20 protein-coding genes and 2 pseudogenes are annotated in these 20,811 nt (G+C 38.5%); 16 read left to right on the forward strand and 6 right to left on the reverse strand.

Annotated features, from left to right (window positions below):
* Window positions 1–13: 13 nt before the first annotated feature.
* From HT724_RS03620 to HT724_RS03670, 11 genes are all read left to right on the forward strand, one after another.
* The gene (locus HT724_RS03620) at window positions 14–160 is read left to right on the forward strand and encodes a chlorohydrolase (RefSeq protein WP_082242418.1); all 147 of its coding nucleotides are present in this window, start codon (window positions 14–16) and stop codon (window positions 158–160) included.
* A gap of 78 nt (window positions 161–238) precedes the next feature.
* Window positions 239–1,135, forward strand: a complete 897-nt coding sequence (locus tag HT724_RS03625) for an aldose 1-epimerase family protein (RefSeq protein ID WP_173252907.1) — start codon at window positions 239–241, stop codon at window positions 1,133–1,135.
* Window positions 1,136–1,291: 156 nt separating this feature from the next.
* Window positions 1,292–1,717 (forward strand): galactose-6-phosphate isomerase subunit LacA, encoded by a 426-nt coding sequence (gene lacA, locus HT724_RS03630; protein ID WP_173276217.1) that lies wholly within the window; start codon window positions 1,292–1,294, stop codon window positions 1,715–1,717.
* Between the two features lie 148 nt (window positions 1,718–1,865).
* The gene (gene lacB / locus HT724_RS03635) at window positions 1,866–2,381 is read left to right on the forward strand and encodes a galactose-6-phosphate isomerase subunit LacB (RefSeq protein ID WP_001216910.1); all 516 of its coding nucleotides are present in this window, start codon (window positions 1,866–1,868) and stop codon (window positions 2,379–2,381) included.
* A gap of 10 nt (window positions 2,382–2,391) precedes the next feature.
* Window positions 2,392–3,321, forward strand: a complete 930-nt coding sequence (locus HT724_RS03640; RefSeq protein WP_173276216.1) for a tagatose-6-phosphate kinase — start codon at window positions 2,392–2,394, stop codon at window positions 3,319–3,321.
* A 1-nt stretch (window position 3,322) separates the two neighbouring features.
* Complete coding sequence (gene lacD / locus HT724_RS03645; protein ID WP_001229114.1) at window positions 3,323–4,303, forward strand: tagatose-bisphosphate aldolase; 981 nt, start codon at window positions 3,323–3,325, stop codon at window positions 4,301–4,303.
* A gap of 233 nt (window positions 4,304–4,536) precedes the next feature.
* Window positions 4,537–5,373 carry a transcription antiterminator gene (locus HT724_RS03650; RefSeq protein ID WP_173276215.1) on the forward strand — a complete coding sequence of 279 codons (837 nt, stop codon included), beginning with the start codon at window positions 4,537–4,539 and terminating at the stop codon, window positions 5,371–5,373.
* A 34-nt stretch (window positions 5,374–5,407) separates the two neighbouring features.
* The gene (locus HT724_RS03655) at window positions 5,408–5,725 is read left to right on the forward strand and encodes a PTS lactose/cellobiose transporter subunit IIA (RefSeq protein WP_001078335.1); all 318 of its coding nucleotides are present in this window, start codon (window positions 5,408–5,410) and stop codon (window positions 5,723–5,725) included.
* Complete coding sequence (locus HT724_RS03660) at window positions 5,725–7,416, forward strand: lactose-specific PTS transporter subunit EIIC (protein ID WP_173276214.1); 1,692 nt, start codon at window positions 5,725–5,727, stop codon at window positions 7,414–7,416. Before HT724_RS03655 ends, HT724_RS03660 begins: the two co-directional genes overlap by 1 nt.
* 214 nt (window positions 7,417–7,630) lie before the next feature.
* Complete coding sequence (lacG, locus tag HT724_RS03665) at window positions 7,631–9,037, forward strand: 6-phospho-beta-galactosidase (protein ID WP_173276213.1); 1,407 nt, start codon at window positions 7,631–7,633, stop codon at window positions 9,035–9,037.
* 42 nt (window positions 9,038–9,079) lie between these two features.
* Window positions 9,080–9,337 (forward strand): DUF3884 family protein, encoded by a 258-nt coding sequence (locus HT724_RS03670; protein ID WP_173276212.1) that lies wholly within the window; start codon window positions 9,080–9,082, stop codon window positions 9,335–9,337.
* Between the two features lie 283 nt (window positions 9,338–9,620).
* Here the strand turns inward: HT724_RS03670 and HT724_RS03680 are convergent, their stop codons facing one another.
* Complete coding sequence (locus tag HT724_RS03680; RefSeq protein WP_000917603.1) at window positions 9,621–10,382, reverse strand: DeoR/GlpR family DNA-binding transcription regulator; 762 nt, start codon at window positions 10,380–10,382, stop codon at window positions 9,621–9,623.
* A gap of 189 nt (window positions 10,383–10,571) precedes the next feature.
* Here HT724_RS03680 and HT724_RS10210 point away from each other — a divergent pair, with 189 nt between their 5' ends.
* Window positions 10,572–10,718, forward strand: coding sequence for a hypothetical protein (locus HT724_RS10210; protein ID WP_240156717.1), 147 nt, complete (start codon window positions 10,572–10,574; stop codon window positions 10,716–10,718).
* On the opposite strand, the gene nrdF is transcribed toward HT724_RS10210, so the two are convergent.
* The 3 genes from nrdF to nrdH all read right to left on the reverse strand — a co-directional run bounded on the left by nrdF (window position 10,715) and on the right by nrdH (window position 14,322).
* Complete coding sequence (gene nrdF, locus HT724_RS03690; RefSeq protein ID WP_000451369.1) at window positions 10,715–11,677, reverse strand: class 1b ribonucleoside-diphosphate reductase subunit beta; 963 nt, start codon at window positions 11,675–11,677, stop codon at window positions 10,715–10,717. The genes HT724_RS10210 and nrdF overlap by 4 nt on opposite strands.
* Window positions 11,678–11,864: 187 nt before the next feature.
* Complete coding sequence (nrdE, locus tag HT724_RS03695; protein WP_173276210.1) at window positions 11,865–14,024, reverse strand: class 1b ribonucleoside-diphosphate reductase subunit alpha; 2,160 nt, start codon at window positions 14,022–14,024, stop codon at window positions 11,865–11,867.
* 79 nt (window positions 14,025–14,103) lie between these two features.
* The gene (gene nrdH / locus HT724_RS03700; RefSeq protein ID WP_000259243.1) at window positions 14,104–14,322 is read right to left on the reverse strand and encodes a glutaredoxin-like protein NrdH; all 219 of its coding nucleotides are present in this window, start codon (window positions 14,320–14,322) and stop codon (window positions 14,104–14,106) included.
* Window positions 14,323–14,671: 349 nt separating this feature from the next.
* Between nrdH and HT724_RS03705 the strand changes: the two genes are divergently transcribed.
* The 4 genes and pseudogenes from HT724_RS03705 (at window position 14,672) to HT724_RS03720 (ending at window position 17,899) form a co-directional block, all read left to right on the forward strand.
* Window positions 14,672–14,935 carry a phosphocarrier protein HPr gene (locus tag HT724_RS03705; protein WP_000146947.1) on the forward strand — a complete coding sequence of 88 codons (264 nt, stop codon included), beginning with the start codon at window positions 14,672–14,674 and terminating at the stop codon, window positions 14,933–14,935.
* 5 nt (window positions 14,936–14,940) lie between these two features.
* Window positions 14,941–16,674, forward strand: a complete 1,734-nt coding sequence (gene ptsP, locus HT724_RS03710; RefSeq protein WP_050253025.1) for a phosphoenolpyruvate--protein phosphotransferase — start codon at window positions 14,941–14,943, stop codon at window positions 16,672–16,674.
* A 135-nt stretch (window positions 16,675–16,809) separates the two neighbouring features.
* Window positions 16,810–17,304 carry a YkgJ family cysteine cluster protein gene (locus HT724_RS03715; protein WP_000031484.1) on the forward strand — a complete coding sequence of 165 codons (495 nt, stop codon included), beginning with the start codon at window positions 16,810–16,812 and terminating at the stop codon, window positions 17,302–17,304.
* A gap of 56 nt (window positions 17,305–17,360) precedes the next feature.
* Window positions 17,361–17,899, forward strand: a pseudogene (locus HT724_RS03720) (ClbS/DfsB family four-helix bundle protein).
* 739 nt (window positions 17,900–18,638) lie between these two features.
* Here the strand turns inward: HT724_RS03720 and HT724_RS03725 are convergent.
* Window positions 18,639–19,538 (reverse strand): Rpn family recombination-promoting nuclease/putative transposase, encoded by a 900-nt coding sequence (locus tag HT724_RS03725; protein ID WP_057487138.1) that lies wholly within the window; start codon window positions 19,536–19,538, stop codon window positions 18,639–18,641.
* Window positions 19,539–20,536: 998 nt separating this feature from the next.
* Window positions 20,537–20,811: pseudogene (locus HT724_RS03730) on the reverse strand (choline-binding protein); the annotation flags it as partial.

A 20,811-nucleotide genomic window follows, 5' to 3' on the forward strand; every position in this document is an offset into this window, starting at 1 on the left:
AAATGTAAGCTCAATGAAAATCAAAGAGCAAACTAGAAAGCGAGTCGCAGGTTGCTCAAAATACAGTTTTGAGGTTGTAGATAAGACTGACGAAGTCAGTGACCATATCTACGGCAAGGCGACGCTGACGAAGTTTGAATTGGATTTTCGCAGAGTGTAAATTGTTGAAACTAGGTTGTCATACCATTAGGAGTGACAGCCTAGTTTTTTATAAACTATCAAGAAATCGGAGAAAATAATGGTAATTGAATTAAAATCAGAACAATTAAGAGTTCAATTTAACAGTTTTGGTGGGGCTCTTTCTTCTATAAAAGATGCTGAAGGTCTTGAGTATTTGTGGCAAGGAGATGCTACATATTGGAGTGGACAAGCTCCTGTTCTCTTTCCCATTTGTGGTTCATTGAGAGAGGATACAGCACTTTATATAGATGATAATGGACAAGAAAGTAAAGGAAAGATTCCTCGTCATGGTCTGGTCCGCAAGAAAGAATTTGAATTAGTTGAACAGACAGACAAGAGTGTAACTTTTGCAATTGAAGACGATGAAAATAGCTATCAGAACTACCCTTATCATTTCCGCCTAGAAATCACTTATATCCTTACTGGCAAGACAGTACGAACTCAATACAAAATATTTAATAAAGAAACTAGCAAGGTCATGCCTTACTTTATTGGTGGACATCCAGGCTTTAATTGTCCTCTACTGGATGATGAGGTCTATGAAGATTACTATTTAGAGTTTGAGAAAGAAGAGACTTGCTCTGTTCCACGCCCTTTCCCAGAAACAGGTATGTTGGATTTCCAAGATAGAAGTCCATGGCTAGAGGGACAAAAAGAAATAGATCTTAGTTATGATCTTTTCAGCACAGATGCAGTGACTTTGGATGAATTGCAATCTCGAACAATTGTCCTTCGTTCTCGTAAACATGATAAGGGATTGAAAGTGCACTTTGCAGAGTTTCCAAACCTCATCATCTGGTCAACTTTGAACAAGGGACCTTTCATTGCCTTTGAACCATGGTCTGGCTTGTCAACATCCCTTGAAGAAGGAGATCATTTAGAAGATAAGAAGAATGTTCGTCTCTTAGAAGCCAATCAGGTTGAAGAAATAGGGTTTGAGATAGAAGTTTTATAAAAAAGTAAAAAATAAATAACAAAAACAAACATAAACTGTTGACTTTTTCAAACAATAGTAGTATATTATGTTTGTGAGGACTAATTGACTGTTTTTTAAATACAGCCAATACACTGCTGGAATCCAGCATAGAAAAAATAAAAAGGAGTATACAATATGTCTATTGTTATCGGTGCAGATGCTGCAGGTTTGAGATTGAAAGAAGTTGTGAAAGACTTCTTAGAAAAAGAAAATTTCCACGTTGTGGATGTTACAGCTGAAGGTCAAGACTTTGTTGATGTGACTCTCGCTGTTGCTGCAGAAGTTAACAAAGAAGAACAAAATCTTGGTATTGTGATTGATGCTTACGGTGCTGGTCCATTTATGGTCGCAAGAAAAATCAAAGGAATGGTTGCTGCAGAAGTATCTGATGAACGTTCTGCTTATATGACTCGTGGTCACAACAACTCACGTATGATCACTATGGGTGCACAACTTGTTGGTGATGAATTGGCTAAAAACATTGCTAAAGGATTTGTTAACGGTAAATACGATGGTGGACGTCACCAAATTAGGGTCGACATGTTGAACAAAATGTGCTAATACTCTTCAAAAATCAAGATAATCTGTCGTCAGCTCACTTTAGCTAACCTCAGTTATGCTTGCAGCTCGCTTCCTAAGCTAATCTTGATTTTTCTTGAGTAAGGATAAATGATATTAGATTTATATAATTAATCGGAGGGAATAACTAATGAGAATTGCAATTGGATGTGACCACATCGTAACAGATGAAAAAATGGCGGTTTCAGAATTTTTGAAATCAAAAGGATATGAAGTCATTGACTTTGGTACATATGACCATACACGTACTCACTACCCAATCTTTGGTAAAAAAGTAGGGGAAGCTGTAACTAGCGGTCAAGCTGATCTTGGGGTATGTATCTGTGGTACTGGTGTTGGTATCAACAACGCTGTAAATAAAGTTCCTGGTGTTCGTTCTGCCTTGGTTCGTGATATGACAACAGCTCTTTATGCTAAAGAACAATTGAACGCTAACGTTATCGGTTTTGGTGGTAAGATTACTGGAGAATTGCTCATGTGTGACATCATTGAAGCTTTCATCCATGCTGAATACAAACCATCTGAAGAAAACAAAAAATTGATTGCGAAAATTGAACACCTTGAAAGTCACAATGCTCAACAAACAGACGCAAACTTCTTCACTGAATTCCTTGAAAAATGGGATCGCGGAGAATACCACGACTAAGAGGTGACTTATGATTTTAACAGTCACAATGAACCCATCCATTGATATTTCCTATCCCTTGGATGAGTTGAAGATTGATACTGTCAATCGTGTGGTGGATGTAACCAAAACGGCTGGTGGTAAGGGACTCAATGTTACCCGAGTACTTTCAGAATTTGGAGATTCAGTTCTTGCTACTGGTTTAGTGGGTGGCAAACTTGGTGAGTTTTTGGTTGAACATATCGATGATCAAGTAAAGAAAGATTTCTTCTCAATTCAGGGAGAAACTCGTAACTGTATTGCTATTCTCCACGGTGACAACCAAACTGAAGTTCTTGAAAAAGGACCTGAAGTTCTTGAACAAGAAGGTCAAGACTTTTTGGATCATTTCAAAAAACTCTTGGAGTCAGTTGAAGTAGTAGCTATCTCAGGTAGTCTGCCAGCTGGCCTTCCAGTTGATTACTATGCGAGCTTGGTAGAACTTGCTAATCAAGCTGGCAAGCCTGTTGTCTTGGACTGCTCTGGTGCAGCACTTCAGGCGGTTCTTGAATCATCACATAAACCAACAGTCATCAAACCAAATAATGAGGAATTGTCTCAGCTTCTTGGAAGAGAAGTTTCTGAGGATTTGGATGAATTAAAAGAAGTCCTTCAAGAACCTTTGTTTGCAGGTATTGAATGGATTATCGTTTCACTTGGTGCCAACGGTGCTTTTGCCAAACATGGTGACACTTTCTACAAGGTAGATATTCCTAGAATTCAAGTGGTTAACCCTGTCGGATCTGGAGATTCGACTGTGGCAGGTATTTCTTCAGGACTGCTTCATAAAGAATCGGATGCAGAACTACTCATCAAGGCAAATGTCCTTGGTATGCTCAATGCTCAAGAAAAAATGACTGGTCATGTCAACATGGCCAACTATCAAGCTCTATATGATCAATTAATAGTAAAAGAGGTATAAAATGGCTTTAACAGAACAAAAACGTGCACGCTTAGAAAAACTTTCTGATGAAAATGGAATCATCTCAGCTCTTGCATTTGACCAACGTGGTGCTTTGAAACGCCTTATGGCTCAACACCAAACAGAAGAACCAACAGTGGCTCAAATGGAAGAACTGAAAGTCTTGGTAGCAGATGAATTGACTAAATACGCTTCATCTATGCTTCTTGACCCTGAATATGGACTTCCAGCGACTAAAGCTCTTGATGAAAAAGCTGGTCTTCTCCTTGCTTATGAAAAAACAGGTTATGACACAACAAGCACAAAACGTTTGCCAGACTGTTTGGATGTTTGGTCTGCAAAACGTATCAAAGAAGAAGGTGCAGATGCAGTTAAATTCTTGCTTTACTATGATGTAGATAGCTCAGACGAACTCAACCAAGAAAAACAAGCTTACATCGAACGTATCGGTTCTGAATGTGTAGCTGAAGATATTCCATTCTTCCTTGAAATCCTTGCTTACGATGAAAAAATTGCTGACGCAGGTTCTGTAGAATACGCGAAAGTAAAACCACACAAAGTTATTGGTGCTATGAAAGTCTTCTCAGACCCACGCTTTAACATTGATGTCTTGAAAGTAGAAGTTCCTGTTAACATTAAATATGTTGAAGGCTTCGCTGAAGGTGAAGTAGTTTATACACGTGAAGAAGCAGCAGCCTTCTTCAAAGCTCAAGATGAAGCAACTAACTTGCCATACATCTACTTGAGCGCTGGTGTATCAGCTAAACTCTTCCAAGATACTCTTGTATTTGCTCATGAATCAGGTGCAAACTTTAACGGAGTTCTTTGTGGCCGTGCTACATGGGCTGGATCAGTTGAAGCATACATCAAAGATGGTGAAGCAGCAGCTCGCGAATGGCTACGTACAACTGGATTTGAAAATATTGACGAACTCAATAAAGTTCTTCAAACAACAGCGACTTCATGGAAAGAACGCGTGTAAGAAAGTCCTTCTAGTTTAGGAACATGAATCTAAAAAATTTTAAAAAAAGTTGTATGTAAAGGTTTACAAAATAACTTACTTGTGCTATACTTAAATCACAAGTTAATACAAGGTGAGTGTTACTAAGTAATATTAGGCATGATCACGGATGAATTAGGAATCGACTGATTTTCTAGTTCATTTGTGGTCATTTTTTGTACTCATATACCTTTAAGATATAAAAGGAGGTTGACATGTATCGAATTCTAAATCCAATGAATCATAATGTTTCACTTGTCAGAAATGATAAAGGAGAAGAGGTGATTGTAATTGGTAAGGGGATTGCATTTGGAAAGAAGAAGGGGGATTTGATTGCTGAACATCAGGTTGAGAAAATCTTTCGGATGAAGACCGAAGAGTCCAGAGAAAACTTTATGGCTCTCCTCAAAGATGTTCCGCTTGATTTTATCACAGTGACTTATGAAATCATTGATAAGCTATCAAAGAAATATCATTATCCGATTCAAGAGTATCTCTACGTAACCTTGACAGATCATATTTACTGTTCTTACCAAGCTCTAGCACAAGGAAGGTACAAGGATAGTAATCTGCCAGATATTTCCGCTAAGTATCCTGTCGCTTTTCAAATCGCAAATGAAGCATTTGAAATTTACCGTCAGAAGCTAGCAGATCATTTTCCTGAGGATGAAATTATTCGGATTGCTTATCATTTCATTAATGCCGAAGGTGAAAATGAAGTGGAACTTGTGGAGTCGATTGATAAGAGGAAAGAAATTCTCAGGAATGTTGAAGAAGTTCTAAAGGAATATGCAATTCAACGAACCAAAGAGAATACCCATTTCTATGATCGCTTTATGATTCATTTGAATTATTTCTTGGATTATTTAGACAGATCTAGAGATGATAACCAATCACTTCTGGATATGGAAAATCATATCAAACAATCCTATCCAAAAGCGTTCGAGATTGGTTCCAAGATCTATGATGTGATTACGCAACATACGGGTCTTGATTTGTATAAAAGTGAACGAGTTTATCTAGTTCTACATATCCAACGTTTATTATCATAAAAATTATTTAAAATTATATAAGGAGAATTCTATCATGAATAGAGAAGAAGTAACATTGTTAGGTTTTGAAATCGTAGCCTATGCTGGCGATGCTCGTTCAAAACTATTGGAAGCCTTGAAGGCTGCTGAAGTTGGTGATTTTGAAAAAGCGGACGCTCTTGTAGAGGAAGCTGGTAGCTGTATCGCAGAGGCTCACCACGCGCAAACAAGTCTATTGACTAAGGAAGCTTCTGGTGAGGACTTAGCGTATAGTGTCACCATGATGCACGGTCAAGACCACTTGATGACAACCATCTTGTTAAAAGATTTGATGCACCACTTAATCGAACTCTATAAGAGAGGAGTTAAATAATGAATAAACTAATTGCATTTATCGAGAAAGGAAAGCCTTTCTTTGAGAAACTATCTCGTAATATCTATCTTCGTGCTATTCGTGATGGTTTCATTGCAGGTATGCCTGTTATTCTCTTCTCAAGTATTTTTATCTTGATTGCTTTTGTACCAAACTCATGGGGTTTTAAATGGTCTGATGAAGTTGTAGCCTTTCTGATGAAACCTTACAGCTATTCAATGGGGATTTTGGCTCTCTTGGTAGCTGGTACAACAGCTAAGTCATTGACCGACTCAGTAAACCGTAGCATGGAGAAAACCAATCAAATCAACTATATGTCAACATTGTTGGCAGCAATTGTTGGTTTGTTGATGTTGGCAGCTGATCCTATCGAAAATGGTCTAGCTACTGGATTCTTGGGGACAAAAGGTTTGCTTTCAGCCTTCCTTGCTGCCTTTGTTACTGTAGCCATCTATAAGGTTTGTGTTAAGAACAACGTCACTATTCGTATGCCTGACGAAGTTCCACCAAATATCTCACAAGTATTTAAAGATGTGATTCCATTCACTCTATCAGTGGTTTCTCTTTATGCTCTTGACTTATTAGCACGTCATTTTGTTGGTGCAAGCGTAGCTGAATCAATCGGTAAATTCTTTGCACCATTATTCTCTGCAGCTGATGGCTATCTTGGTATTACCATTATCTTTGGTGCTTTTGCCTTCTTTTGGTTTGTTGGTATCCATGGTCCATCTATCGTTGAACCAGCAATCGCAGCTATTACCTATGCTAATGCTGAAGTCAACTTGAACCTTCTCCAACAAGGTATGCACGCTGACAAGATTCTTACTTCTGGTACACAAATGTTTATCGTTACCATGGGTGGTACAGGTGCGACACTAGTTGTTCCATTCATGTTCATGTGGTTAACAAAATCTAAACGTAACCGTGCAATCGGTCGTGCTTCAGTAGTTCCAACTTTCTTTGGTGTAAACGAACCAATCTTGTTTGGTGCACCGCTTGTATTGAACCCAATCTTCTTCATTCCATTTATCTTTGCTCCAATCGCAAACGTATGGATTTTCAAATTCTTTATTGAAACTCTTGGAATGAACTCATTTACTGCTAATCTACCATGGACAACTCCAGCTCCACTAGGTCTAGTTCTTGGTACGAACTTCCAAGTTCTATCATTCATTCTTGTTGCCCTTCTAATCGTGGTTGACGTTGTCATTTACTATCCATTCCTTAAAGTTTATGACGAACAAATTCTTGAAGAAGAACGTTCAGGTAAGTCTAATGATGAATTGAAAGAAAAAGTTGCTGCAAACTTCAATACTACAAAAGCAGATGCTATTCTTGAGAAAGCGGGTGTCGATGCAGCACAAAATACCATCACTGAAGAAACAAATGTCCTCGTTCTCTGTGCAGGTGGAGGTACAAGTGGTCTCCTTGCAAATGCTTTGAACAAGGCAGCAGCAGAGTACAATGTTCCTGTGAAAGCAGCAGCAGGTGGCTATGGTGCTCACCGTGAAATGTTGCCAGAGTTTGATCTAGTTATCCTTGCCCCTCAAGTTGCCTCAAACTTTGAAGATATGAAAGCAGAAACTGATAAACTCGGTATTAAACTTGCCAAGACAGAAGGCGCTCAATACATCAAATTAACTCGTGATGGAAAAGGTGCTCTTGCATTCGTACAAGCTCAATTCGATTAACGATAGGGACTGTGAAACAGTCTCCTCTCGTTACGGAAATCGCTATGGCGAATTTCCTAATCGCCTTGTTAATTCGTCGGTAAAAAGATATCGTTTTTACCTCCTCATGTCACAATTCGGTGACTTGGTACAAGAAGTGAGATGGAGAAGGATGGCTCACTGACTCCTCTCCTCTCACTTTTACTTTATTTAAATCAAGAAATAGGTGAAAAAAATGACAAAAACATTACCAAAAGACTTTATTTTCGGTGGCGCAACAGCTGCCTATCAAGCAGAAGGTGCTACACATACTGATGGTAAAGGACCAGTAGCGTGGGATAAGTATCTTGAAGATAACTACTGGTACACTGCAGAACCAGCCAGTGACTTTTACAATCGATATCCAGTTGACCTCAAGCTAGCAGAAGAGTATGGTGTCAATGGTATTCGAATTTCTATTGCCTGGTCACGTATTTTCCCGACTGGTTATGGTGAAGTAAATGCTAAAGGTGTTGAGTTTTATCATAATTTATTTGCAGAGTGTCACAAACGTCATGTTGAGCCCTTTGTAACTCTTCATCACTTTGACACGCCAGAAGCTCTACATTCAAATGGCGACTTCTTAAACCGTGAAAACATTGAACACTTTGTAGACTACGCTGCCTTCTGTTTTGAAGAATTCCCAGAAGTAAACTATTGGACAACCTTTAATGAAATTGGGCCAATCGGTGATGGTCAATACTTGGTTGGAAAATTCCCTCCAGGTATTCAGTACGACCTTGCCAAAGTTTTCCAATCGCACCACAATATGATGGTTTCTCATGCGCGCGCTGTAAAACTATATAAAGATAAAGGATATAAAGGTGAAATTGGTGTTGTTCACGCTCTGCCAACCAAGTACCCACTTAATCCTGAAAATCCTGCAGATGTTATTGCGGCAGAGTTGGAGGACATTATCCATAATAAATTTATCTTGGATGCAACTTATCTGGGTCACTACTCTGAAAAGACCCTGGCAGGGGTAGAGGCTATCTTGGCTGCCAATGGTGGTAGCTTGGATCTTCGTGAAGAAGATTTCACAGCATTAGAAGCTGCAAAAGACTTGAACGACTTCCTTGGAATCAATTACTATATGAGTGACTGGATGGAAGCCTTTGATGGAGAAACTGAAATTATCCATAATGGTAAAGGTGAAAAGGGAAGCTCTAAATACCAAATCAAAGGTGTTGGTCATCGTGTAGCTCCGGATTATGTACCACGTACGGACTGGGATTGGATTATCTACCCTCAGGGTTTGTATGACCAAATCATGCGTGTGAAGAAAGATTATCCTAACTATAAGAAGATTTACATCACTGAAAATGGTCTTGGATATAAAGATGAGTTCGTTGATAACACTGTTTACGATGATGGCCGTATTGATTATGTAAAACAGCACTTGGAGGTCTTGTCAGATGCGATTGCAGATGGAGCTAATGTAAAAGGTTACTTCATTTGGTCATTAATGGATGTCTTCTCATGGTCAAACGGTTATGAAAAACGTTACGGTCTCTTCTATGTAGACTTTGAAACTCAAGAACGTTATCCTAAGAAATCAGCTCACTGGTACAAGAAAGTAGCGGAAACTCAGATTATAGACTAGTAGATTTAGTCATTAGATATAGAATTTTAGTGAGGCAAAAAGATGTTCAAAGATTTTATTCAATCTATTTATGAAAAAGTTTATATTATCAACTTTGAAAAATGCTCTCAAATACCGTGTTTGACGAATGAAGAACTGAAAAGCCTTGGGAAATGGTATGTCTCTACCGGTAAAGAATGGATTTGTCATTCAGATTATGAGCTGGAAGAATTTAAAAATTTGTTTTTAAATTTTATCAATCCTGAAGAACGGGATACTATCTCCTTTGATTCAGATTTTATGCCGTTTCAACAATCGTAACCAATTTCCAAAAAAGTTAAATCTCGTATTTAGTACGCTGCAAAACTTTTATCTAATCACGTTGCTTATACTCAATGAAAATCAAAGAGCAACTTTAAACTAGAAAGCAAGTCGCAGGTTTCTCAATGCATAGCTTTGAGGTGGCAGATAAAGCAATTGGGCAAAAAGTCTTTAACGCAGAAAAACGCATAATATCAGGTGTTGAAAACCTTGATACTATGCGTTTTATTGTGGGAAGATTTACTTCTGAAATTGAGTTGTTAACCAGAATCTTTCAGGTTTATTAAGGCTTGATGACTTTAGTAAGTTTAGATAGCTCAAAAAGGATTGAATCACTTAGTTTAGAATCTGAAACAATAGTATCAAGATTTGATACATTATAAAAAGTATAAAAATCAAACTTATTGAACTTACTATGATCTGCGAGTAAATATTTTTTATTAGAATTATTTAAAGCGATGCGTTGAGCCTCTCCCTCTTCCTCGCTAAAAGTAGCTAGAGCTCCGTTTTGAATACCATTACAGCTAACGAAAGCTTTAGAAAATTGGAGATTAGAGAGATTTTGTAGGGTCAATGTGCCAACAAAAGCACCTGTAATATCGCGATAATTTCCACCTATCAAAATCAAATCTGTTAATTTTCGTTCGCTTAAAATCAGAAAAACAGGTAGACTGTTGGTCACGACGCGGATATTGTCAATAGGCAACTCACGCGCAAAAAATTCTAATGTTGTTCCTGGTCCAATAAAAATAGTTTCTCTTTCTTCTACTAGACTGCCTGCAAAACGGGCTATTTCTTGTTTTTCTGCCGTTTGGAGGGCTTGTTTTTCAATATTTGATCGCTCATTAGTCAAAAGGGAGTTGGTTCGAAGTTTTTCAGCTCCACCATGCACACGAATCAGCAAATCTTTATCAGCTAATTCCTGTAAATAGCGCCTTGCAGTCATATCTGAAACGGCTATTTCGTCCATAATCTGTTTAACCGTTATGGTTCCTTTACTATTTACTATCTCTAAAATTTTGGTTAATTTTTCTTGTTTGAGCATATTATCACCTCGTTTCCTACTACTATCTTACCATAAACTAGCTCATCATTCAAATACAAAAACAACAAAATAAAACAAAAACAAAAATATCGAGGTTCATTTTCAAAACTTTCGATATTTTTATTAAGTTATTATTTTGTTGTTTCTAGTTTATTTTTTATGATTGAGAGTGGTGGAGAATTATACTCAATGAAAATCAAAGAGCAAACTAGGAAGCTAGCCGTAGGTTGCTCAAAACACAGTTTTGAGGTTGTAGATAAGACTGACGAAGTCAGTGAGCATATCTACGGCAAGGCGAAGCTGACGTGGTTTGAAGAGATTTTCGAAGAGCATTAGTCCAAACCGTAGTTGTAGTCATCATCTTGCATGGCTTCAACTTCGCCAAGAAGGTAACCATTTCCGACTTGAGAGAAGAAGTCATGGTTGGAAGTTCCTGTTGAAATACCGTTCATAACGATTGGGTTGACATCTTCAGCTGAATCTGGGAAAAGTGGATCTTGTCCCATGTTCATGAGAGCTTTATTGGCATTGTAGCGAAGGAAGGTTTTAACCTCTTCAGTCCAACCAACACCGTCATAAAGACTCTCTGTGTAGCCTTCTTCATTTTCATAAAGAGTATAGAGTAGGTCGTACATCCATTCTTTGAGTTTTTCTTGCTCTTCTTCAGGCAATTCATTGAAACCAAGTTGGAATTTGTAACCAATGTAGGTTCCGTGAACAGACTCGTCACGAATAATCAATTTAATGATTTCTGCAACGTTGGCTAGTTTGTTGTTACCGAGATAGTAGAGGGGAGTGAAGAAACCAGAGTAGAAGAGGAAGGTTTCGAGGAAGACGCTGGCAACTTTCTTTTCAAGTGGGCTGCCGTTTAGGTAGATTTCGTTGACAATCTCAGCCTTCTTTTGTAGGTAAGGATTGGTATTGGTCCATTCGAAAATTTCTTCAATCTCAGCCTTAGTATTCAAGGTAGAAAAGATTGATGAGTAAGATTTAGCGTGGACAGATTCCATAAATTGGATGTTATTGAAAACAGCTTCCTCATGTGGTGTACGGATGTCTGCGCGAAGGGCTTGAACCCCAGTTTCAGATTGCATAGTGTCAAGAAGGGTTAAACCACCAAAAACTTTTCCGACCAAGTCTTTCTCTTTGTTAGATAGCTTTCTCCAGTCATCCAAGTCGTTTGATAAGGGAATACGTGTATCGAGCCAAAATTGCTCCGTCAGTTTTTCCCAAGTTGATTTGTCGATGACATCTTCGATGGCATTCCAGTTAATGGCTTTGTAGTAAGTTTCCATTTAAAATCTCTTTCTGTGTTTAGTATTGCGAACTCACAATTATTTCTACTTTACCATAATTCTATAGGAGTATCGCACAAAAAGTCGGAAGCCCGACTTTTAAAATGTTACATAAATTATGTTATGACATAGTAGATTTGATTTTATCAGTGCTGCTTAGGGAAAAATAATGTTTCTATGCTAGAAACTAAATCACACAGCTTTCACATTGGTTGGCACCGACTTCTCCACCATCATCTGTAAAGGTACGGACGTAGTAGATAGACTTGATACCCTTGTTAAAGGCATAGTTACGAAGGATAGACAAGTCACGTGTCGTTTGTTTGTTTTCTTTTTTCCATTCGTAAAGACCTTTTGGGATGTCACTACGCATGAAGAGGGTGAGTGAAAGTCCTTGGTCCACGTGCTCAGTCGCAGCAGCGTAAACATCAATCACCTTACGCATATCCATGTCGTAGGCAGAAGTGTAGTAAGGAATGGTTTCTGTTGACAAACCAGCAGCAGGATAGTAGATTTTACCGATTTTCTTCTCTTGGCGTTCTTCGATACGTTGCGTAATCGGGTGGATAGAAGCAGAAACGTCGTTGATGTAGCTGATAGAACCATTTGGCGCTACAGCAAGGCGGTTTTGGTGGTAAAGACCATCTGCTTGAACCTTGTCACGAAGCTCAGCCCAATCAGCAGCACTTGGGATAAAGACATCTTTGAAGAGTTCTTTGACACGGTCTGATTTTGGAACAAACTCGCCAGTCACATACTTGTCAAAGTAGCTTCCCTTAGCATAGTCTGATTTTTCAAAGTTGTGGAAGGTGATACCACGTTCACGCGCAATATTGTTTGACTCAACTAAAGTCCAGTAGTTCATGAGCATGAAGTAGATGCTTGTAAATTCAACAGACTCAGGCGATCCATATTCAATGAGTTGTTGGGCAAGGTAGCTGTGAAGTCCCATGGCACCAAGTCCAAAGGTGTGGGCTTGGCTATTTCCATGGTCAATCGTAGGTACAGCCACGATGTGTGAACTATCTGTAACGAAAGTTAAAGCACGAACCATAGCACGGATAGAACGACCAAAGTCAGGTGAAGTCATCATGTTGACTACGTTGGTTGAACCAAGGTTACATGAAACGTCCGTTCCCATTTGAAGGAATTCTTGAGCATCGTTGATCAAGCTTGGTTCTTGAACTTGAAGAATCTCAGAACACAAGTTGCTCATGATAATCTTACCATCAACAGGATTTGCACGGTTAGCTGTGTCGATGTTGACTACATAAGGGTAGCCAGATTCTTGTTGCAATTTAGAGATTTCAGTTTCCAAATCACGCGCCTTGATTTTTGTCTTGCGGATATTTGGATTTGCGACTAGTTCATCGTATTTTTCAGTGATGTCGATGTAGTTGAATGGCACACCGTATTCAAGCTCTACTGAGTAAGGGCTGAAGAGGTACATTTCTTCATTTTTACGAGCCAATTCGTAGAATTTATCGGGCACCACAACACCAAGTGAGAGGGTCTTAACACGAACTTTTTCATCGGCGTTTTCTTTCTTAGTTGAAAGGAAGGCGATAATATCTGGGTGGAAGACGTTGAGATAGACAACACCGGCACCTTGACGTTGCCCCAATTGGTTAGAGTAAGAGAAGCTGTCTTCGAAGAGTTTCATAACTGGAACGACACCTGAAGCAGCTCCTTCATAGCCTTTAATAGGTGCACCAGCTTCACGAAGGTTGCTGAGGGTAATTCCCACACCACCACCGATACGTGAAAGTTGAAGAGCTGAGTTGATAGAACGTCCGATAGAGTTCATATCATCAGTTACTTGGATTAGGAAACATGATACCAATTCACCACGACGAGCACGTCCAGCATTCAAGAAGGAAGGAGTAGCAGGTTGGTAGCGTTGGTGGATGATTTCATTGGCAATATCGATTGCAATAGCTTCATTCCCATCAGCAAAATAAAGGGCGTTAAAGAAGACACGGTCTTCCATGCTTTCAAGATAATATTCACCGTCATTAGTCTTTAAGGCATATTGATTGTAAAATTTATAAGCTGCCATGAATGACTTGAATTGGAAGTTTTGATCTTTGATAAATTGTGACAATTCTTCCAAAAATTCTGGACGGTATTTCTTGATAAAGGCTGTTTCGATGTAGTTGTGTTCAATGAGGTAGTTGATTTTATCCTTGATTGAATCAAAAACCATAGTGTTTGGAACGACATTTTCTTTAAAGAAGGCATCCAAGGCTTCCTTATCTTTATGAAGCATGATTTGTCCATTAACAGGACGGTTAATTTCGTTATTGAGACGGAAGTAAGTCACGTCTTCAAGATGTTTTAATCCCATAAAATTTCCCTTATCTAATTACAAAAGAAAGGCCTCTAAGTCAGCCCTAGAAGCAGTTTCTTCTGGATGATTACTAAGCTTATGCTAATTGTTTCAGTTTTCCTGGTTGGAAACCTGAAAAGACTTCAGTTGGTGTTTGGATAACAGGAGCTGCGCTAAAACCGAGTTCTTTGACTTGATCGATGTACTCAGGCTGCTCATCAAGATTGATTTCTTTATATTCAACGTTATTACTGTCCAAGAAACGCTTGGTCATTTTACATTGGACACAATTGTTTTTAGAATAAACGGTTACCATTGTGTAACTCCTCTTTAAAATTTAATTCTATCCTAGTATATCAGAAAATAAAATTTTGTCAATGATTTGAACTAAATATAGTGGTCTATTTTTCTAGTCAAGCTCACAAAACACAATATGTAGTGTTTGTTTTATAAAACAGCAATGATTATCCTATAAATCGTTTTTAAAGAAACTATATCCTGTGTTTTGTTATCTAGGATAGAAGATTTTCAGCAAGTTATCTGAAAGGAAATTGAAGGAAAATCCAGAAAATGCTTGAAAAAAATCCTAGAAGATGGTATAATACCAAATTGTAAGGGTTATCACATATAACTCAAAAAAGAAAGAACAAAAGGAGAGTCAAACTATGGCTTCTAAAGATTTCCACGTAGTGGCAGAAACAGGTATTCACGCACGTCCAGCAACATTGTTGGTACAAACTGCTAGCAAATTTGCTTCAGATATCACTCTTGAGTACAAAGGTAAATCAGTTAACCTTAAATCAATTATGGGTGTTATGAGTCTTGGTGTTGGCCAAGGTGCTGACGTAACTATCTCAGCTGAAGGTGCAGATGCAGATGACGCTATCGCTGCAATCTCAGAAACAATGGAAAAAGAAGGATTGGCATAAGGGAAATGACAGAAATGCTTAAAGGAATCGCAGCATCTGACGGTGTTGCAGTTGCAAAAGCATATCTACTCGTTCAACCGGATTTGTCATTCGAGACTATTTCAGTCGAAGATACAAACGCAGAAGAGGCTCGTTTGGATGTTGCTCTTGAAGCTTCTCAAAACGAGCTTTCTCTTATCCGCGAGAAAGCTGTAGGTACGCTTGGTGAAGAAGCGGCTCAAGTTTTTGACGCTCATTTGATGGTTCTTTCTGACCCAGAATTGATTGGTCAGATTAAAGAAACAATCCGTGCTAAGAAAGTCAATGCAGAAGCAGGTCTTAAAGAAGTGACTGACATGTTCATCACTATCTTTGAAGGCATGGAAGACAACCCATACATGCAAGAACGTGCAGCGGATATCCGCGACGTGACAAAACGTGTATTGGCAAACCTTCTTGGTAAGAAATTGCCAAACCCAGCTTCTATCAATGAAGAAGTAATCGTGATTGCGCATGACTTGACACCATCTGATACAGCTCAATTGGACAAAAACTTTGTAAAAGCTTTTGTAACAAACATCGGTGGACGTACAAGCCACTCAGCTATCATGGCACGTACACTTGAAATTGCAGCTGTATTGGGAACAAATAATATCACTGAAGTGGTGAAAGACGGTGATATCCTTGCCGTTAACGGAATTACTGGTGAAGTGATTATCAACCCAACAGATGAACAAGCGGCAGAATTTAAAGCAGCTGGTGAAGCTTATGCTAAACAAAAAGCTGAATGGGCACTTTTGAAAGATGCTCAAACAGTGACTGCTGACGGTAAACACTTCGAGTTGGCTGCTAACATCGGTACTCCAAAAGACGTTGAAGGTGTTAACAACAACGGTGCAGAAGCTGTTGGACTTTACCGTACAGAATTCTTGTACATGGATTCTCAAGACTTCCCAACTGAAGATGAGCAGTATGAAGCATACAAGGCTGTTCTTGAGGGAATGAATGGTAAACCAGTGGTTGTTCGTACAATGGATATTGGTGGAGATAAGGAACTTCCTTACTTCGATATGCCACATGAAATGAACCCATTCCTTGGATTCCGCGCCCTTCGTATCTCTATTTCTGAAACTGGAGATGCAATGTTCCGTACACAGATCCGTGCCCTTCTTCGTGCTTCTGTTCATGGTCAATTGCGTATCATGTTCCCAATGGTTGCCCTTTTGAAAGAATTCCGTGCAGCTAAAGCAGTCTTTGACGAAGAAAAAGCAAACCTTCTTGCTGAAGGAGTTGCAGTTGCGGATGATATCCAAGTTGGTATCATGATTGAAATTCCTGCAGCAGCGATGCTTGCAGACCAATTTGCTAAAGAAGTAGACTTCTTCTCAATTGGTACAAACGACTTGATCCAATATACAATGGCAGCAGACCGTATGAACGAACAAGTTTCATACCTTTACCAACCATATAACCCATCAATCCTTCGCTTGATCAACAACGTTATCAAGGCAGCTCACGCTGAAGGTAAATGGGCTGGTATGTGTGGTGAGATGGCTGGTGACCAAAAAGCTGTTCCACTTCTTGTCGGAATGGGCTTGGATGAGTTCTCTATGTCAGCAACATCAGTCCTTCGTACACGTAGCTTGATGAAGAAATTGGATACTGCTAAGATGGAAGAGTACGCTAACCGTGCCCTTACAGAGTGTTCAACAATGGAAGAAGTTCTTGAACTTCAAAAAGAATACGTTAACTTCGATTAATGTGTGATCAACCTTGTAACCTAGTTGCAAGGTTTTTTGATGCATTTTGGAAAAGTATAGTCCTATAAAGTCCACTTTTCAATGCTCCAGAGGCATGATATAATATAGGAAAGTAATTAGAATAAGAGAGAAACCATGTCTAAAGAAATTGATATTGAGTATTACCATCAGCTAGCCTTGCAAAAGCAGAAGGAGCACCGTAAAGTTTTAGCCAATCTAAAGAAAAAACCTCCTAAAAACCTAGACAAGATAGCCCAGCAGATTCACCAAGAAGTCTTTTCGGAGATTGATTGCACTGCCTGTGCTAACTGTTGTAAGACTTTGGGTCCTGACTTCAAAGAGGCAGACATCACCCGTATTGCCAAATATTTCAAAATGAAATTGCCGGCCTTTGAAGCTGAATTTCTGCAGGTGGATGAAGATGGAGACAAGGTTTTCAAATCCATGCCTTGCCCATTTTTAGGAGGAGATAATCTCTGCTCTATCTATGATGTTCGTCCAAAGGCCTGTCGTGAATTCCCTCATACTGACCGCAAAAAGATCCATCAAATCAACCATTTGACGATTAAGAATACCTTGACCTGTCCAGCAGCCTATCTCTTTGTTGAGAAATTAAAGGATAAGTTATAGAGATTTAAGGAATAAAAAATTTCTAATAATAACTGGTAATATGAAGGGAGAACTCTGTGCCTAGACCGAAAACAAAAGAGGAGCTAATGCTGGCCTCTAAGGAAAATTATGAAAGCTTAACCTCTTCATCTCCCAACTAAGTGAAGATGAGCTACAGACTCCATTTGATTTTTCAAGAGACCAAAAGAAAAAAGAAGCTCACTGGAAAAGGGATAAAAATCTGCGGGATGTCTTGATCCATCTTTATGAATGGCAGCAGTTACTTTTGACTTGGGTACATTCTAATCAAAAAGGTCACGAAAGACCTTTTCTTCCTGAACCTTATAATTGGAAAACTTATGGAGAAATGAATGTCGCTTTTTGGAAGAAGCACCAGAAAACGACATTAGAAGAAGCAACTAGAATCTTGGTGCAATCACATAGAGAGGTTTTAGAGTTGGTGGAAGGCTTTAGCACTGACGAACTCTTTACCAAAGGTGTCTATAAGTGGACAGGTGGGACAAGTCTAGGTTCCTACTTTGTCAGTAGTACCTCCAGTCATTATGATTGGGCTCTGAAAAAACTCAAAGCTCATCAGAAGAATTGTAAGGGATAGATGGACTGTTTGAAATAGAAAGAATGAGTTCTTTTAAACGTAATACTCTTCGAAAATCAAATTCAAACTGCGTCAACGTCGCCTTGCCGTACTCAAGTACAGCCTGCGGCTAGTTTCCTAGTTTGCTCTTTGATTTTCATTGAGTATTAGTTTTTCTAAAATAATTCTAATCTATTATTCTAGCACTAATAGACTCTTTGGCTAAATCTCCTTTCTACATCTCGTTTCACCAAGAACTTTTTAAGAGAGAAATACTCTAAATTAGTTTTGTTACCGTTTTCAATTAGAGTATACTTTTTTTTTTTAGCATTTCAAGTCTTTTTCTAATTTGGAATTTAGTTTCAAATCTTTTTAACTATATCAACTACATTAAAAGTACTTTCAAAAATAAGTAGACTCTTGCAAGACTTGTTTCGAGTGGACAAGATAAAAAACAGAAAAAAGAAGAAAGTGTAAAAAACTCAATTTTAGGAGAAAACAAGGTTAATAGTCGCATGATATAATGCAATGATGTAAAAATCGAATAAATTGATTGGAAAATTCAAACTAATTTCTAACAATGATTTAAGAATTGTAGTGTCCTAATATAGATTCACTGCACTATAAAACGCATAGTATCAAGGTTGTTCAATACCTGATACTATGCGTGTTTGTGATTTTTAAGATTTTGTGCTTAGAGTTTTTTAATTCCAAGAATGCCATCTTAACCAGATGGTTTTCTTGTCTATTATTGCTGATCTTACAACAACGCCTCAAACTCAGATACTGACATACCCAACTGCTGACTGGCAACCTCGGAAGTCAGAAGTCCTTGGCGAACCATATCCAGAAAGGCAAAAAGTTTTCCACGTTCAAGTCCTTCTGCCCGACCTCTCTCCAACCCTTTTTCTTCAGCTTGTTCCAAGGCATAGTCCTGTGCTAACAAGGCTTGTTCTTCTCGCATACGTAGTTGACTAAACATTTTCCTGTCCTCCTCGGACCAGCTCTTGTAGTCCAGCAGTTGATCTGCTTGGCTGATGGCTCGCTCGGGGCGCTGGGTAAAGGGTTTGTTCCCAAAAAACTCCAACCACGGTTTGCGAATGCTATCTTTGCTGGTTTCTCTGTATTTTCTTAATTCCAAGAACGCCATCTTGACTAGATGGTTTGCTTGACCGTTATTTGTGATGGTTAAGACCTCACCTGTCGTATCCTCGCGCATGCTAAAGCTATGAAAAGCTAAGTCATCTTGGAAATAATTACTATCCACAATGGCGATAGCGTAAACAGGTGCGATATGCTTGTAACTTTGATGAGTATTGCCTTCTTGCTGGCGAATTTTTTCAAGATTTTGATTGACCTGACTGCAAAGGTAAGCCCACAGGCGATTGATGAAAAAATTCTGATGATGTACTTGTATCTCAATGATTACTTGAGTGCCATTATCTAACTCCGCTAAAACATCTATACTGGTATAGAAATCCTGCGCTGAGTACGGCATGGAAGGTAAGACGTGAATATTGCTCCCCTCCAAAATGGTCACATTTTTTGCTGGCAAGTCCAGCATATCGCGGATAAATTGACAAGTGATTTCTGGATTGCTAAAGATTTTCTTAGCAACCAAATCATTAGTCGGGCTGATTCCCGGATGACGTAATGTCATATTCTTTCTCCTTTCATTATAGCACATTTTTAATCTAGGTTTGCTAGATTCAATGCTTCTATCTATTTATTCGTAAAAGAAAGACAAAAGAAGCGAGAAACTTCAAAACTATTACCCCTAATCACTTTCAAAGAGATGAATTTTACTCATATTATTTATTAAAGACTATATTTTACAAAAAAGATTACAAAATCAACCATTTTAGAAAATCCTTACCACTTCCTAGACTATTAATTCTAATGTTTTTTTATACTACTAGCTTGCTCGTCAATAGGTCGTAAAGCAAAATCAGTTGATCCATTCCCCGTACTCGTTCACTCTATAGCCGTCTGGTGTTAGCGATACGAAATTTTCCTAAACCTTTTAAATATAAAAACATCTTTTTCCTCACTTTAGTTTCTAATACTTATTTATCCAGATATAATAGCTTACAATCTTTTAAAATCTTCAAATAAGTTATGATTGTTTCATACTCTTCAAACCATATCAACCTTGCCGTGTATATGTTACTGACTTCATCAGTTTCATCTACAACCTCAAAACGGTGTTTTGAGCAGGCTACGGCTAGCTTCCTAATTTGCTCTTTGATTTTTTGAGTATAAGGACATGTTGGATTCTATGTGCTGTATTGTCAACAATACACTCTTCTTCCTGTATATCTACCAACATGATTTACAGAATTTTATTTTACTATAATTTTACCTATATTCCAAGACAGAAATAAAATAATCAAGAACAAAAACGCATATAACCAATAACTAGCTATATGCATTTTAACACTTAAAGCGAACTGTTAAGTTGCGACTAGTGGTATCCAGTCCTAAGTAAGTCGGAAATATACAGTTTATTTACGACTAGCAAGGCATTTATCCGGCAATAAGAGCTCATCTAAATTGACTTTTTCTTAAAGTAGAAATTTCTACGAAAACTATCTAAATAAACTTTTTATCTCTATGACGGACAAAACATGTCTCAGTTATTCATCAACATCCAAGGTTCTAGTAGTTGACCCACTCCCCATTGGAGTTAACTTTATAACCATCTACTATAGTATTAACCGCTAATCTTCCGCTTTCATTGACATAGTACCATTTGTCTCCAACTTGGAACCATTGATTTACCTTCATTGCACCAGATGATTCCTGATAGTACCAATGGTCTCCATCTTTTATCCAACCAGTTGCCATTGAACCGTTAGCATTGAGATAGTACCACACACCACTGGATTCAACCCAGCCAGTAGACATTGCTCCGCTCTCACTCAAATAATACC

The sequence above is a fragment of the Streptococcus sp. k-402 genome (assembly GCF_013277515.1).
GTDB lineage: Bacteria > Bacillota > Bacilli > Lactobacillales > Streptococcaceae > Streptococcus.

Bases quoted from the DNA above. Each gene is read 5' to 3' on its own strand.
- HT724_RS03705 (WP_000146947.1), top strand. From the start codon at position 14,672: ATGGCTTCTAAAGATTTCCACGTAGTGGCAGAAACAGGTATTCACGCA.
- nrdE (WP_173276210.1), bottom strand. From the start codon at position 14,024: ATGGGATTAAAACATCTTGAAGACGTGACTTACTTCCGTCTCAATAAC.
- HT724_RS03670 (WP_173276212.1), top strand. From the start codon at position 9,080: ATGTTCAAAGATTTTATTCAATCTATTTATGAAAAAGTTTATATTATC.
- HT724_RS03655 (WP_001078335.1), top strand. From the start codon at position 5,408: ATGAATAGAGAAGAAGTAACATTGTTAGGTTTTGAAATCGTAGCCTAT.
- HT724_RS03640 (WP_173276216.1), top strand. From the start codon at position 2,392: ATGATTTTAACAGTCACAATGAACCCATCCATTGATATTTCCTATCCC.
- HT724_RS03660 (WP_173276214.1), top strand. From the start codon at position 5,725: ATGAATAAACTAATTGCATTTATCGAGAAAGGAAAGCCTTTCTTTGAG.
- HT724_RS03725 (WP_057487138.1), bottom strand. From the start codon at position 19,538: ATGACATTACGTCATCCGGGAATCAGCCCGACTAATGATTTGGTTGCT.
- HT724_RS10210 (WP_240156717.1), top strand. From the start codon at position 10,572: ATGAAAATCAAAGAGCAAACTAGGAAGCTAGCCGTAGGTTGCTCAAAA.
- lacG (WP_173276213.1), top strand. From the start codon at position 7,631: ATGACAAAAACATTACCAAAAGACTTTATTTTCGGTGGCGCAACAGCT.
- nrdH (WP_000259243.1), bottom strand. From the start codon at position 14,322: ATGGTAACCGTTTATTCTAAAAACAATTGTGTCCAATGTAAAATGACC.
- HT724_RS03715 (WP_000031484.1), top strand. From the start codon at position 16,810: ATGTCTAAAGAAATTGATATTGAGTATTACCATCAGCTAGCCTTGCAA.
- lacA (WP_173276217.1), top strand. From the start codon at position 1,292: ATGTCTATTGTTATCGGTGCAGATGCTGCAGGTTTGAGATTGAAAGAA.
- lacB (WP_001216910.1), top strand. From the start codon at position 1,866: ATGAGAATTGCAATTGGATGTGACCACATCGTAACAGATGAAAAAATG.
- nrdF (WP_000451369.1), bottom strand. From the start codon at position 11,677: ATGGAAACTTACTACAAAGCCATTAACTGGAATGCCATCGAAGATGTC.
- HT724_RS03650 (WP_173276215.1), top strand. From the start codon at position 4,537: ATGTATCGAATTCTAAATCCAATGAATCATAATGTTTCACTTGTCAGA.
- HT724_RS03680 (WP_000917603.1), bottom strand. From the start codon at position 10,382: ATGCTCAAACAAGAAAAATTAACCAAAATTTTAGAGATAGTAAATAGT.
- HT724_RS03620 (WP_082242418.1), top strand. From the start codon at position 14: ATGAAAATCAAAGAGCAAACTAGAAAGCGAGTCGCAGGTTGCTCAAAA.
- HT724_RS03625 (WP_173252907.1), top strand. From the start codon at position 239: ATGGTAATTGAATTAAAATCAGAACAATTAAGAGTTCAATTTAACAGT.
- lacD (WP_001229114.1), top strand. From the start codon at position 3,323: ATGGCTTTAACAGAACAAAAACGTGCACGCTTAGAAAAACTTTCTGAT.
- ptsP (WP_050253025.1), top strand. From the start codon at position 14,941: ATGACAGAAATGCTTAAAGGAATCGCAGCATCTGACGGTGTTGCAGTT.